We start from the raw sequence: 12,955 nt of genomic DNA, 5'->3' as shown, positions 1-12,955 counted from the left end.
GGCACCGAGTGGTGGGGCAAAGACCTTTTGGTTACTTTTGGCTGGGCCGGCATTCCGGGCGTTTGCCAAAAGTGACCCGCTGTAAGAGCGGAACCCTAAGTGGCCGTTACCGAAGAAACGGATATGTACTCGGTCCCCCTCCCTCAGGCCACTTTTCCAGCCGCCTGGCGCTCCCGCTCAGCCACCAACTGCCGAGTCAGCGGAATCAGCCTCTTCCCGTAATCAATAGCATCATTCAGCGGATCAAACCCACGAATCAAAAACGTCGTGATACCCAGGTCGTAATAATCCAGCAACGCCTCGGCCACTTGATCGGCCGTACCCACCAGCGATGTAGAGTTACCCTGGGCCCCCAGCAACCCCGCAATCCCGGTCCACAACCGAATATCCAACCGCGACCCCTGGGCCGCCGCCGCCAACAGCCGCCGCGACCCCTCATTCGGCGGTTCACGCCTCACAAACCCATTCTTCTCAGCCAACGCCGTCGCCTGCTCCAGGATGCTGTCCGCACGCTCCCAAGCCAGCGCTTCAGTCTCTGCCAGAATCGGCCGCAACGACAAACTGAAGCGAACCGTACGCCCATGCCTGGCCGCCTCAGCCCGCACCTGGGTGACTACTTCCTTCACCTGCTCGTAGGTCTCACCCCACAGCGCATACACATCCGCATGCTTGCCCGCCACCGCAATGGCCGCCGCTGAAGACCCGCCAAAATACAACGGTATATGCGGCTGCTGCGGCGACTTCACCGTCGAAAACGCACCCTCGTACCGGTAGTAAGTGCCGTGATGGTCGAAGGGCTTTTCACTGGTCCATTCCTGCCGCACCACGCTCAAGTACTCGTCGGTGCGCGCATAACGCTCATCCTTGTCGATATGACTGCCATCGGCCCGCAGTTCACGGTCGTCGCCGCCGGTGATGATGTGCACCGCGGTGCGCCCGCCGTTGAACACATCCAGCGTGGCGAACTGCCGCGCAGCGAGGGTGGGTTGGACGAAGCCGGGCCGGTGGGCAATCAGGAACTGCAGCTTTTTCGTCACGCTGGCCGCATGGGCAGCGATCAACGTACTGTCCGGGCTGTTGGAATGGAAGGCCACCAGCGCGCGGTCGAAGCCGGCCTCTTCGTGGGCGCGGGCCACGGTCTCCACGTAGTCGGGCTGCAAGGTCGGGCCGCTGCGAGGGTGGATCTCGGAGGCGTGGTGGCCGCCGATATAGCCGATAAATTCGATGCTCATGGTCAGTCCTTGTTGAGGGCAGGAATAAAGCTGCTATCGAAAATAGAGGCCGTACCCGAGCCTGTAAAATGCCGATTGGTTCTATCCTAATTATAAAAATACAGAATCATAGTTTTAGATTGTTATTAGTAATGCGCATTTTAATCGTATTAGGTTATTCCCAAATAGAATTTCACTGAGGTTTTTTATGCGAATAGCATGAAACCGCAGCGGCGCTCCTGGCCGTGTTCTTGATGAGGAAGGAAGCCCGATGACTGAAAAGTCCCTTAACGCCAGTTCGTTTTCCGTCGACAAGGCCGAGGGTCAAGCCGGCGTTGCATCCCGCTTGATTCCGCGCTGGCTGCGCAACTGGCGCACCCCCGATGTGTTGCTGCGGCTGGTCAGCCCGATTGTGTTGCTGTTGCTGTGGGAACTGGCCTCCGAGCTGGGCTTGATCCCGGCACGGATCATCGCCGCGCCGTCTCAGATTGGCGGCACCCTGTGGGCAATGATCGTCTCCGGAGAGCTGGGCAAGCACCTGCTGGTGTCCCTGCAACGGGCGCTGCTGGGCTTGAGCATCGGCGTGAGTATCGGGGTGGTGGCCGCGTTGATCACCGGCCTGTCGAAGCGCGGCGAGGTAATCCTCGACTCACCGATGCAGATGCTGCGCACCATTCCTTCCCTGGCACTGGTGCCGTTGTTCATCCTCTGGTTTGGCATCGGCGAGTTCACCAAGATCGCACTTATCGTTACCGGCACCACCTTTCCGGTGTACCTCAACCTGTTCGCCGGCATCCGCAACATCGACCCCAAACTGATCGAGGCCGCCAACACCCTCGGCCTCAACCGTCGCGAGCTGATCTGGCACGTGATCCTGCCGGGCTCGTTGCCTTCGTTTTTTGTCGGCCTGCGCTATTCCCTGGGCATCTCCTGGCTGGCCCTGGTGTTTGTCGAGCAAATCAACACCACCGCCGGTATCGGCTACCTGGCCAGTGATGCGCGGGACTTCATGCGCACCGACGTGATCGTGATCTGCCTGTTGATCTATAGCGTGCTGGGCCTGCTGATCGACGGCTTGATCCGCGCCCTGGAACGTTTTGCCCTGGCCTGGCGCCCATCGTTTGTGAGGAACTGACATGTCGATTCTCGAAGCTTCAACAGCACCGGTGCAGTTGCGCAATGTGGTGCGCCAGTTCGGCCAGCAGCGGGTCATCGACGGCCTGGACCTGGATATCGCCCCGGGGGAGTTCGTTGCGTTGCTGGGCGCCAGCGGTTCCGGCAAGACCACCTTGCTGCGCAGCCTCGCGGGCCTGGACAGCATCGACAGCGGCCAGTTGCGCGTGCCCAAGGCTCGGGCGGCGGTATTCCAGGAGCCACGCCTGATGCCGTGGAAGCGCGCCTGGAAAAACGTGATTCTCGGCCTGCGGGTTCCCGACGCCAAGGCCCGTGCGGTGCAGGCGTTGACGGAAGTCGGGCTGGCCCATCGGCTGGAGGCGTACCCGGCGACCCTCTCCGGCGGCGAGGCCCAGCGCGTGGCATTGGCTCGCGGCCTGGTGCGCGAGCCCAAGCTGCTGTTGCTCGACGAACCCTTCGCCGCGCTGGATGCGCTGACCCGTATTAAGATGCATCGCCTGATCATCGAGCTCTGGCGCAAACACACGCCGGCCGTGTTGCTGGTGACCCACGACGTCGACGAAGCGATCCTGCTGGCCGACCGCGTGATCGTGCTGGCGGAGGGCAAGATTGCCGAGCAACTGCGCATCGACCTGCCCCGTGCACGGGATACCGGCCAGGACGGTTTCCAGGCGATTCGCGCGCGCTTGCTGAGCCTGTTGGGGGTTGAAGTGGACGCCCCGGCCGCCCAGCCTGCGAACGCCAGCGTCAGGCGGTTTGCCCATGGTTGAATTCAGAACCCTTTGCCTGTTGGCGGCTGCACTGCTGATGGGCGGTTGCGACAAAGCCGCTGAAGCGCCGAAGTCTGCATCGGATTTGTCGGGTGTGACCCTGATCCTCGGTGACCAGGCCAAGGGCTTGCGTACGGTGGTGGAGGCCGCCCACGCCCTGGATGGCATCGACTACAAGGTCCAGTGGGCCAACTTCCAGGGCGCCGCGCCGCTGTTCGAGGCCTTGCGCGCCGGCGCCGTGGACCTCGGCCCGGCCGGGGATACGCCGGTGCTGGCGGCTGCCACCGGAGGCACGCCGCTGCGTATCGTTGCGGTGCGCCGCAGTCAGGCGCGCAGCATTGCGATCCTGGTGCCGCCCGATTCACCGATCCACAGCGTGGCCGATCTGAAAGGACGCAATGTGGTGGTGTCGTCGGCCCGTGGGAGCATTTCCCAGTACCTGCTGATCCGCGCCCTGGCGAATGCCGGCGTGGATGAAAAGGACGTCAACGTCGGCTTCGTGCTGCCCACCGATGCATTACCTGCGTTCAACGCCGGCAAGATCGAAGCCTGGGCGACCTTCGGGGTGTACCAGGCGTTCGCCGAACAGCAGGGCGCGCGGGTGCTGATCAGCGGGGAGGGCATCAATACCGGCCTGACGTTTATTACCGCGTCCGATGAAGTGCTCAGCGACCCGCTCAAGCGCCAGGCGTTGCGTGACGTTTTGCAGCGGTTCGCCAAGGCCTTTGAATGGGCGCAGCAGAACCCCGAGGAATACGCACGGGTGTTTGCCACGGTCAACGATATCCCGCTCAAGGTTTCACAGTTGCTGCGCACATGGGGTGATGAGTCGCTGCTGCCGGTAGAGGAGCGGGATGTGCAGGCGTTGCAGCAGGTGGATGATTTGTTTGTGGAAAAGAAGATTTTCCCGCATCGGGTAGAGGTACGGAAACTGACGGATACCGAGGTGTTTTCGCCGCAACCGCTGGCTGCCGCGCCCTGAAGTCGTTGTGTTTTGCCCGGACCTGAGGTCTCATGGGTCCGGGAAAAACTTGCGGGTAGGGAACAGCACTTGATACGGGAAGAACTGGCGCAATATGGCGGTATCACCGTCATGATTCCGGCCGCAGTGGTGATCGCCGTCTGGCTCTGGTATTCCCGGCCCCAGGCGGTCAAGTGGTGGCTGATGACCATCGCCTGCACCTATTCCATCGTGGCGTTCAGCAAGTTGCTGTTCAAGGGCTGGGGCGTGGCGCTCCAGCAGCTGGATATTGCGGTGCTCAGCGGTCACGCCATGAATACGTCGTTGATGGTGCCCGTGGCGATGAGCCTGGTGGCGCGCCGGGTCAACCCCGAGTGGCGCTGGCCCGCAGCTATCGCCGGGATGTTGATCGCCGGCTGGTTCAGTGCCTATTGCGTGGCACCCTATATTCACCCACTCAACGAAGCACTGGCCGGTGGCTTTTTGGGCGGCATGGCGGCACTGGCGTTTCTATGGCGCCTTGAGGTGGTGGAAGTGCGGGTTTCCCCATCGTTGATCGGGGGGGGAATGGTGATCCTGTTGTTAAGTGCGATGGCACCCAAGTACAACGCCGAGAAGCTGCTCAACCATGTGGCAGTGGCCGTATCAGGTGCCGACCAGGCCCATCAGGAGCCTTCCTGGCGGACCTCTTCCATGCAGTTGAACGCCGAGTAAGTGGCCAGGTCCAGGGCCAGGTTACTTTCCACCAGCAGCTCCAGCAGCACCGTCTGGCAATTGAAGCGCCGGGCATCGCCACGGCGCTGCGAACGCTTCATCTGCTTGAACAGCGTGTCGGTTATGTCCTGCGGTGAGATGCCGCGCAACTGATCCAGCCAGTGGGACATGATCCGGGTGTTGCGCGCATATTGCTCCGCCGGCAGTTGTTCGTGCGGTGCCAGGCCCACGAAACCTTCAAACGTGTTCGTCAGCCTTTTCAAGGCGTAGGCCCGTTTCAGATCCTCATAAATGCTCATGGCCGCTCCTCGGTGCAGGAAATATTCGCCAATAGTTCGGCCGTCTTCATTTGCATCAGGTGGCTGTCGCCGCGGCTCTCCACGCACAGGCAGATGGACAGGGGATTGCTCACCTGCAACTTGAAGCGCCAGTCGGCGAACACCATTGAAAGCCCGGTACAGGATTCGTCACTGTCCAGGGAATGGCCGGCGTATAATACCTGCATGCGTTCTACAACGGTGGTTGAACTATTAACCTTGACGTGAATGTTTCCCGAAGAAGGAAACAGGCCGATACGCTCTACCAATAGCTTTGAACTTTTCATGGCCGTCCCTCGCTGTTAATTCACGTATTACTTTATTCTCAAGAGGTGAAAAAGTAAGCGGATGTTATTTTTAGTCTGTTATTAAGTTGAATGTTATTTCTTGTCTGTTCAGCGCCGCTATCAGTCACTTCTTTGCACTCGGCTGATTTCTGCCAATGGCAAGTTGATGCGTTGTTCCCGTTGCAGGAAGTTCATCAGCAACACCACACGTTCCTCACCGTCCATGGCCAGGAAGACCGCTTCAAGTTCGGCAAACGGCCCTTCATTGATGCGCACGCTTTCGCCGGGCTGCAACAGGGCGCTCACCACGGCCTGGTGGTCGCGCTCCTGGAGTTCGTCCACCAGCGTGTCGCTGATGGGCAACGGGTGCGCGCCGAATGCCACCACCCGCGACACACCGCGGGTCGAGCGCAGTGAGCTCCAGCTGTCCTGCTGGCTCATTTGAATAAACAGATAACCGGGAAACAACGATTCACGGGTGGTCCTGCGCTGGCCCTTCAACAGCCGTTCGCGTTTATAGGTAGACCGGAAGCAGGTATAGCCCTGGCGCTGGAGGTGCTCCTCGGCGCGCTCGTCCTGCCGGGATTTGCACTGGACCAGGTACCAGGCTTTGTTGGCATTTGCGCTCATGGGAGTTCCTCTTCCTATATAAGACGATACGTGACAAGGCTGTAATTTAAAGCCGGTGGGAGTGACGAAGTAATGAATGTTATAAATTGTCGGGTTGAAGGCGGTGGTTGTTATTTTTCGTCCGGAGATAATTTTGGGGGAAGTAAGGGTTACGTGTTAATAAATACTGCCGTGAAGTAATGAAGTTGAAGAGGTTGCTTCATGGGGTAATGGATGGCCCGGGGATAGTGCCTTGTTTAAAAGAGTGTTGATTGTCTGTATTGGCAATATTTGCCGTAGTCCCACCGCGGAAAGTCTTTTGCGTGGCGCACTCCCGTGCTCCGATATCAAGATCAGTTCTGCAGGTATTGCCGCGTTGGTCGGCAAGCCGATTGAAACCACCGCCCGTGCGGTACTCGAAGCCCACGGTCATCCGGCCGACAAGCACCAGGCCACCCAGTTGGCGCCACAGGCGATCAGTGAAGCCGACCTGATCCTGGTCATGGAACGACAGCACATCAATGCCGTGCTCAGCATGGCGCCCGAGGCACGAGGCAAGGTCTTGCTGCTGGGCAAATGGCAAAACGAGCGAGAGATCAGCGACCCGTACCGTCAAGGCAAGGCCGCGTTTGTGCACGCTTATGCGTTGATCGAAGAGGCTGTAAACGCATGGGCGCAGCGTCTTGCACGCTGATCGCCACTACTTTTTGAATCGAAATAAAGGCTAAGAATCCGACTTATGCAGCAAACGCCAGCAGTCACCGTACAGGAAGACGATAACGGGGAGATTGATCTCCTCGGTCTGTTTGGAACACTGATCGACCATAAATGGCTGATCGCTGCGGTGACCGGTGCCTTTATGGTCACTGGCGCCGCCTATGCGGTGCTGGCAACCCCGGTCTACCAGGCGAATGCCCTGCTGCAGGTCGAAGCGAAAAAGAACGACTTGCTGGGCTTCTCGGACATCGGCGGGATGCTGGGCAAGGAGTCGCCGTCGGCCACCGAGATCGAGCTGATCCAGTCCCGCTACGTGATTGGCAAAACCGTCGACAACCTGAAACTCGATATCGTCGTACAGCCGATGTACCTCCCGGTAGTGGGTGAGTTCCTGGCGCGCCGCTTCCAGAAGGCCAACCCCGGTGCAATCGCCGAGCCGCTGCTGGGCCTGGACAGCTTCGCCTGGGGCGGCGAGTCGCTGAAGATCTTCAAGCTGGACCTGCCCGACGGGCAATTGGGCAAGAAGCTGACCCTGACCGTGGGTGAAAACGCGCACTACACCCTGGTGGATGAAGATGACCAGGTGCTGGCGGCCGGCGAGGCCGGGCAGCCGTTCGAGCAAAATGGCGTGGCATTCCAGATTGAAGAACTGCGCGCCAAGCCCGGCACGCGTTTCCGGGTGATCCGCAATGCGCGACTGACCAGCATCCTCGACTATCAGGAGAACCTGGATGTGGTCGAGCGAGGGAAGGAGTCGGGCATGATCGGCCTGGCGCTGGAAAGCACCGAGCCGGACCAGGCGATCAAAATCCTCAATCAGATCGCGGCGATCTACGTGCGGCAGAACGTGGAGCGCACCTCGGCTGAGGCGGCGCAAAGCCTGGCGTTTCTCAAGGAGCAACTGCCGGAGGTCAAGAAGGACCTGGAAAAAGCCGGGAAGGCCTTGAATGAATACCAGACCCGCAGCAAGTCGGTGGACATCACCCTGGAAACCAAGGCGATTCTCGACCAGATCGTGGGCCTCGATACCAGCATCTCCGAGCTGAAGCTGCAACAGGCCGAGATGGACCGCAAGTTCACCCGCCAGCATCCCGCGTATCGCGCATTGCTGACCCAGATCGGCGAGCTGACCAGCAAGCAGCAGAGCCTGGCGAGCCGGGTCGAGAGCCTGCCTTCCACCCAGCAGGAACTGCTGAGCCTCACCCGGGATGTCGAGGTCGGCACGGCCATTTACACCCAGTTGCTCAACAAGTCCCAGGAACTCGATGTGATGCGCGCGGGCACCGTGGGCAACGTGCGCCTGATCGACACCGCAGACGTCAATTTCTTCAAGCCGATCAAGCCGAAAAAGATCCTCATCGTGCTGATCGCGACGCTGCTGGGCGGCTTCCTGGCGGTGACGCTGGTGCTGCTGCGCAAGGCGCTGAACCGTGGCCTGGAAAGCCCCGAGGCCATCGAGCAACTGGGCTTGCCTGTGTACGCGTCGATTCCGTACAGCACGCTGCAAAAGGTCGAAGAAGACAAAATCAGCCGCGGGCGTGGGCGTGCCGATGCCGGTTCTTCATTGCTGGCCATCAGTCACCCCACGGACCTGGCAGTGGAGGCCTTGCGCAGTTTGCGCACCAGTTTGCACTTCGCGATGCTCGAGGCGCCGAATAACCGGATCATGATTTCCGGCCCCAGCCCCGAGGTGGGTAAAACCTTTGTCTCGGTGAACCTGGCGGCGGTCATCGCGCAAACCGGGCAGCGCGTGTTGTTGATTGACGTGGATATGCGACGGGGCTACCTGCACAAAGTGCTGGGTGTGCCGGCCAAGGATGGGCTTTCCGACATCCTCTCCAATCAATGCACCCTTGAATCCGCCATCCACAAAACCGGCATTGAAAACCTCGACATCATCAGCCGCGGGCAAATACCGCCGAATCCTTCCGAGCTGCTGATGCACCGCAACCTGACCGAGCTGTTGGCGCAGGTCAGCGAACGGTATGACCTGGTGATTCTGGATACGCCACCGCTCTTGGCCGTGACCGACGCAGCCATCGTGGGACGGCAATCGGGGACCAACCTGATCGTCACCCGCTATGGCTTGAACCCGGCAAAAGAGATCGAGCACACCATGCGCCGATTTGCCCAGAACGGCATCGTGCTCAGGGGCGCGATCTTCAACGGCGTTGAAAAGAAAGCGTCGGCCAAATATGGCTACGGCAACTACGGGTATTACCAGTACGAGTACCAGGCTGATCGGAGCTGATTCACCACTGTAATTGCAGGATAGAGGTCACGTTTTCAGGAAATGAACGAAAAATCCTGGGGCGGTAGCGTGCCAAATTCAAATCAGCATAAAGAATACCCAGCCATGTTTTACCTGTTATCCCTTATCGCGCTGTCAGCGGGTTTGCTCGCGGCGAAAAATCCAAAATACTCAATCGTAGTGTTCGGGATAATGCTGGCTGTTATTCCCACGGGTAACTCCTACAGCGAAATAATCTCGCTCAAGGGTATCTACTTCTTTGACTTTTATATCGTGGGCGGGCTGGGCGCACTGCTGATCCGGCAGGTGGCTACACAGAAGAAACAATTGACGGTACCGGGCGGCCTGCTTTTTGGTTGCGGGCTGTATGTGGTGTTACTCGCCTGCGGCCTGCTGGAGTCCTCGAACAAGTACCTGTTGAAGGATGTTCGGCCGTTTATAATGATCCTGTCATTTATCGTGCTCTCGAACATCGCGACCCTTGCCGCAAAAACGCTGAAGTTGCAGACAGTGCTCCTGCTATTGATCGCGATGACCGCCTTCAATGTACTGGACATTGCCTGGTTACGCTTGGGCTTGTACAAGTTTCAAGACGTCTACTATGAAGAAAACGCCTACCGCTACCTGGACGGCGGTACGTACGCCGCCGTGGCCTATCTGATTTATTACTTCATAGACCCACGGCTGTTCGAACACAGGAAAAAGCTCGCAAGCATTTGCCTGGCCACTTCATTCATCTGTTTGTTCATTGCCAACTCTCGCTTCATCTTTGTCTCGGTGTTTGCGGCGATTATCATCCACCAATACACCCGGCCCGCCCGCATGATAGGCGTTGCCCTGGCCGGGGCGGTGGTGCTGATGGCGTTCATTGGCATCAGCAATATGATCGGGGCTGATCGAATCAATGATGGTTTGTCGTCCGAAGGCATGGCCGCCCAATTGGCCACGCGCTTCAGCCCGGCACTGGAGTTGATTCGTGGCATGAACCCGCTGCATTACTTTGTGGGACTGGGCGCGGGCACGCCGTTCGAGATTCCCTGGTTCGAGTACCGTGGCCTCGATGACAAGAACTCGAATATCGACAGTGCCTACTTAACCTACTTCGTTAAGTACGGGCTGATCGGCGTGTACTTGCTGTACGTGTTCATTACCTCGATTACCCAGCACATGAACAGCCGGGTGGCGGTTTCGATCGCCATCTTTCTGGGGGTGATGTTCGTTGTCTCGGCCACGCCTTATCAGCCGTACGCCATCGGTATCGCGTATGGCGCGATTGTGCTGCGGGTCTGTTCCGAACACACCGCCAGGCAACGCAAAAAGATCCTCAAGCCTGGCCAGCCGCTGATAACCACACCCTTGCAGGTGAATGCCGGATGAACAGCACACTGTTGAAAAAGTTCGTGTCCAGTACGGCATGGAGTTTCGTTTCTGCCGTGGCCACCAAAGTGTCGGTGGTCATCACCGGCATCCTGGTTGCCCGGGTATTGGGTGCGCAATCGTTTGGCGAGTATGGCTTGATCCAGAGCGCGATTGTGATGCTTGCCAACGTCGCCGCCCAAGCCACCACCACGGCGACGGCCAAGCATATCGGGCAGTTCAAGGAGACCTGTCCCGAGAAGACCGGCAGGGGCATCGCGCTGACGCTGCTGTTCTCGGTTGTGTTCAGCGGGATGATCATCGGGACAGCGCTGTTTTTCCCGCACTTTTTCTCCAGCGTTATCCTGGGGGCAGACAGCCTCAGCGCTGCATCGCTGATCGTATTGAGCACCATCACGTTGATTATCCTGTCGGGATGGACCCAGGGCTGCCTGACCGGTTGGGGCCAATACCGGACAATCGCGACCATCAACGGAATCATTGCGATTGTCGCGATCCCGGCGACGTACTTCCTGACCCTGCAGTTCCGACTCAACGGTGCGCTGCTGGGCTTGGCCGGTTCTCAATTGCTGATCGTGTTCTTCAGCGCACTGGCCTGCTGGAAGACATTGAAGGCCCGAAATACCACGCTGAGTTTCAAAGGTGCAATGACTGAAAAGCACGCAGTGCTGTCGGTTGGCCTGCCGGTATTGCTGACGGGGTTGATGGTCGCCCCGATGAACTGGTTCGCCAACAAGTTGCTGGCGGAAACAACTAACGGCCTTGCCGCATTGGGCATGTACGCCGCCGCGATGCAATGGAACGCGATCTTTTCCCATGTTTCCGTGGTGTTGGGCTCTGTGCTGGTGCCGATGCTGGCCGCCGCGCTGGGCGGTAAAAGCCGCAAGTTGGACGCCTTGAACTTTCTGTCGGGCTGGCTGGTGGTGTTGGTGATCATACAGCCGGTGATCATGTTCCCCGAGTTGCTGGCCAAACTGTATGGCAGCAGTTTCCTGGGGCGGGATTTTGAAGTGACATTAGTCCTGGTAATCCTGGGTTCGCTGCTCAGTGCATTCAAGTCCGGTATTTCAAGAAAAATGATCGTGATGAACCTGGCCTGGTTCAGTGTGATGAGTAACATTCTATGGGGAGTGTTATTCATTGCCGGAGCACTGTGGCTTCGGGAAGAAGGTGCAATCGGGATTGCCAAGGCATTTATCGGTTCGCAGTTTATTCACTTCCTGCTGGGACTGCCGTATTTCGTCTACAAGAAGATATTACCTCTGGAGTTGCTCGTATCTCCCAGGATCCTGATCTTGTGGACATTGCCTTTCATCAGTTTCATATCAAGCGCCTATGTCGAAAGTGTGCTGTATCGATTAATGATCATGGCGCTGATATTTATCTACATTCTCGCAACAACGTTTGCCTTGAATGCCGTGTTTAATGACCCCGTGGAAAATGGAAGCCCAGCATGAATGTCAGCAAAGTATATATCCGGGGGGCATACGGTCCTGGTAATTTGGGTGATGACGTATTAATGCTATGCGTGATCAATATTCTGAAAAAACGCTTTAAGGAATCGGATATAGCGGTGGGTGTCGATCATCCGCAGATCGCCAGGAACTTCAACCCGCGTATCAAGTGGCTGCACATCAAGGAGCCGGTCAAGGCTGACCTGGTGGTGTTGGGCGGTGGGGGCCAGTTCTTCTCGTTCATCCCGCCGGCCAAAGAGGCGGCTGCCAACAAAGGCATCGTGGCGAAGCTGTGCAAGAGCATCAAGGCGCAGACCGACCTGAAGTCCACGCTTCTGCGTTTGTATGTCGGGTTGCGCGGTGGTGTCGACAGGATCTATTTCCACCGGCGCCTGGCAGCGTTCTGCATTGGCCTGGGCCCCTTCGATGGCGGCGGCAAGCTGCTGACCCGCGCCGTCAGCGTGATCAATCGCTGTGACTACATTTCCGTGCGGGACGGTACCAGCCAGCAGCATTGCAAGGCCTTCGGAAAGTCCGACGTCGAGGTGTACACCGACCCCAGCCTGCTTTCCGACCTGTGGATCTCCAGCAAAGACCTGGAGGTCGGCAGCCTCAAGAAGGGCAAGTACCTGTCCTTCATCCTGCGCGACTGGCCCCATGACGCGAACGGGCAACAGTTCATCAAGGCGATGGTCCAGGCCGCGGATGAGCTCGCCAAGCGTGGCGAGCAGGTACGCCTGGTCTCGCTGTACAAGGAACGTGACCAGCACCTGATCGACAAGTACCACACGTTCGAATGGTTGTGCTGGGACGCGGCGGGCGATACGCCCGAAACCTTCATGGCGAAACTGATCGTCGAGTCCGACGTGATCATCAGCGCCCGTGCACACGGTGTACTGCTGCCGGCTTCCCTGGGCTTTCCCACCATCGCGGTTGAAATCGAAAACAAGCTGAAAAAAGTCCATGAAATGCTGCCGCAGGGCACCCGGCTGGTCAGCACCCCAGACCCTGAGGTGATCAAGGCCACCATCAGCGAATTCCGGCAATCCAAGGCGCAAATGGCCGAGCACCTCAAGCAGGAGATCGCCCAGCGTTCTTCCCTTGCGCAAAAAGCGGTCGACGACTTTTTGAAATGGGTCGATGAAAAATAAAG

General features: G+C 58.4%; 13 protein-coding genes. 9 read left to right on the top strand and 4 right to left on the bottom strand.

The annotated features are described in order from the left end of the window. Nucleotides 1–143 precede the first annotated feature (143 nt). Entirely contained in the window at nucleotides 144–1,232 is a 1,089-nt protein-coding gene (locus tag HX824_RS07070; protein WP_177054370.1) for an LLM class flavin-dependent oxidoreductase, read from the bottom strand. Nucleotides 1,233–1,482: 250 nt separating this feature from the next. On the opposite strand from HX824_RS07070, the gene HX824_RS07065 reads away from it, so the two are divergent. From HX824_RS07065 to HX824_RS07050, 4 genes are all read left to right on the top strand, one after another. Beyond that, nucleotides 1,483–2,346: an ABC transporter permease gene (locus HX824_RS07065; protein WP_177054369.1), complete on the top strand. Its 864-nt coding sequence runs from the start codon at nucleotides 1,483–1,485 to the stop codon at nucleotides 2,344–2,346. A 1-nt stretch (nucleotide 2,347) separates the two neighbouring features. Continuing rightward, nucleotides 2,348–3,115, top strand: a complete 768-nt coding sequence (locus HX824_RS07060; RefSeq protein ID WP_008435484.1) for an ABC transporter ATP-binding protein — start codon at nucleotides 2,348–2,350, stop codon at nucleotides 3,113–3,115. After that, nucleotides 3,108–4,097: an ABC transporter substrate-binding protein gene (locus HX824_RS07055; protein WP_177054368.1), complete on the top strand. Its 990-nt coding sequence runs from the start codon at nucleotides 3,108–3,110 to the stop codon at nucleotides 4,095–4,097. Before HX824_RS07060 ends, HX824_RS07055 begins: the two co-directional genes overlap by 8 nt. A gap of 69 nt (nucleotides 4,098–4,166) precedes the next feature. Beyond that, nucleotides 4,167–4,790 carry a hypothetical protein gene (locus tag HX824_RS07050; RefSeq protein WP_008435482.1) on the top strand — a complete coding sequence of 208 codons (624 nt, stop codon included), beginning with the start codon at nucleotides 4,167–4,169 and terminating at the stop codon, nucleotides 4,788–4,790. Here HX824_RS07050 and HX824_RS07045 read toward each other — a convergent pair. The 3 genes from HX824_RS07045 to rfaH all read right to left on the bottom strand — a co-directional run bounded on the left by HX824_RS07045 (nucleotide 4,742) and on the right by rfaH (nucleotide 6,024). Continuing rightward, the gene (locus HX824_RS07045; protein WP_003211325.1) at nucleotides 4,742–5,089 is read right to left on the bottom strand and encodes a hypothetical protein; all 348 of its coding nucleotides are present in this window, start codon (nucleotides 5,087–5,089) and stop codon (nucleotides 4,742–4,744) included. The two genes, HX824_RS07050 and HX824_RS07045, sit on opposite strands and share 49 nt — an antisense overlap. Continuing rightward, complete coding sequence (locus tag HX824_RS07040) at nucleotides 5,086–5,394, bottom strand: hypothetical protein (RefSeq protein ID WP_023658750.1); 309 nt, start codon at nucleotides 5,392–5,394, stop codon at nucleotides 5,086–5,088. The genes HX824_RS07045 and HX824_RS07040 overlap by 4 nt, the downstream gene beginning before the upstream one ends. 120 nt (nucleotides 5,395–5,514) lie before the next feature. Beyond that, the gene (gene rfaH, locus HX824_RS07035; protein ID WP_003211330.1) at nucleotides 5,515–6,024 is read right to left on the bottom strand and encodes a transcription/translation regulatory transformer protein RfaH; all 510 of its coding nucleotides are present in this window, start codon (nucleotides 6,022–6,024) and stop codon (nucleotides 5,515–5,517) included. A gap of 232 nt (nucleotides 6,025–6,256) precedes the next feature. On the opposite strand from rfaH, the gene HX824_RS07030 reads away from it, so the two are divergent. The 5 genes from HX824_RS07030 to HX824_RS07010 all read left to right on the top strand — a co-directional run bounded on the left by HX824_RS07030 (nucleotide 6,257) and on the right by HX824_RS07010 (nucleotide 12,953). Further along, complete coding sequence (locus tag HX824_RS07030; RefSeq protein WP_032899408.1) at nucleotides 6,257–6,697, top strand: low molecular weight protein-tyrosine-phosphatase; 441 nt, start codon at nucleotides 6,257–6,259, stop codon at nucleotides 6,695–6,697. 45 nt (nucleotides 6,698–6,742) lie between these two features. Continuing rightward, nucleotides 6,743–8,971 (top strand): polysaccharide biosynthesis tyrosine autokinase, encoded by a 2,229-nt coding sequence (locus tag HX824_RS07025; protein ID WP_177054367.1) that lies wholly within the window; start codon nucleotides 6,743–6,745, stop codon nucleotides 8,969–8,971. Nucleotides 8,972–9,076: 105 nt separating this feature from the next. Next, nucleotides 9,077–10,348, top strand: coding sequence for a DUF6369 family protein (locus tag HX824_RS07020; protein WP_008435476.1), 1,272 nt, complete (start codon nucleotides 9,077–9,079; stop codon nucleotides 10,346–10,348). Beyond that, nucleotides 10,345–11,805: an oligosaccharide flippase family protein gene (locus tag HX824_RS07015; RefSeq protein WP_087694220.1), complete on the top strand. Its 1,461-nt coding sequence runs from the start codon at nucleotides 10,345–10,347 to the stop codon at nucleotides 11,803–11,805. Before HX824_RS07020 ends, HX824_RS07015 begins: the two co-directional genes overlap by 4 nt. After that, the gene (locus tag HX824_RS07010) at nucleotides 11,802–12,953 is read left to right on the top strand and encodes a polysaccharide pyruvyl transferase family protein (protein ID WP_134326349.1); all 1,152 of its coding nucleotides are present in this window, start codon (nucleotides 11,802–11,804) and stop codon (nucleotides 12,951–12,953) included. Before HX824_RS07015 ends, HX824_RS07010 begins: the two co-directional genes overlap by 4 nt. The last annotated feature ends 2 nt before the right edge of the window (nucleotides 12,954–12,955 follow it).

This window comes from Pseudomonas sp. D4002 (assembly GCF_013385665.1).
Classification (GTDB): domain Bacteria; phylum Pseudomonadota; class Gammaproteobacteria; order Pseudomonadales; family Pseudomonadaceae; genus Aquipseudomonas.
This window is presented reverse-complemented; position numbering and strand designations above follow the sequence as displayed.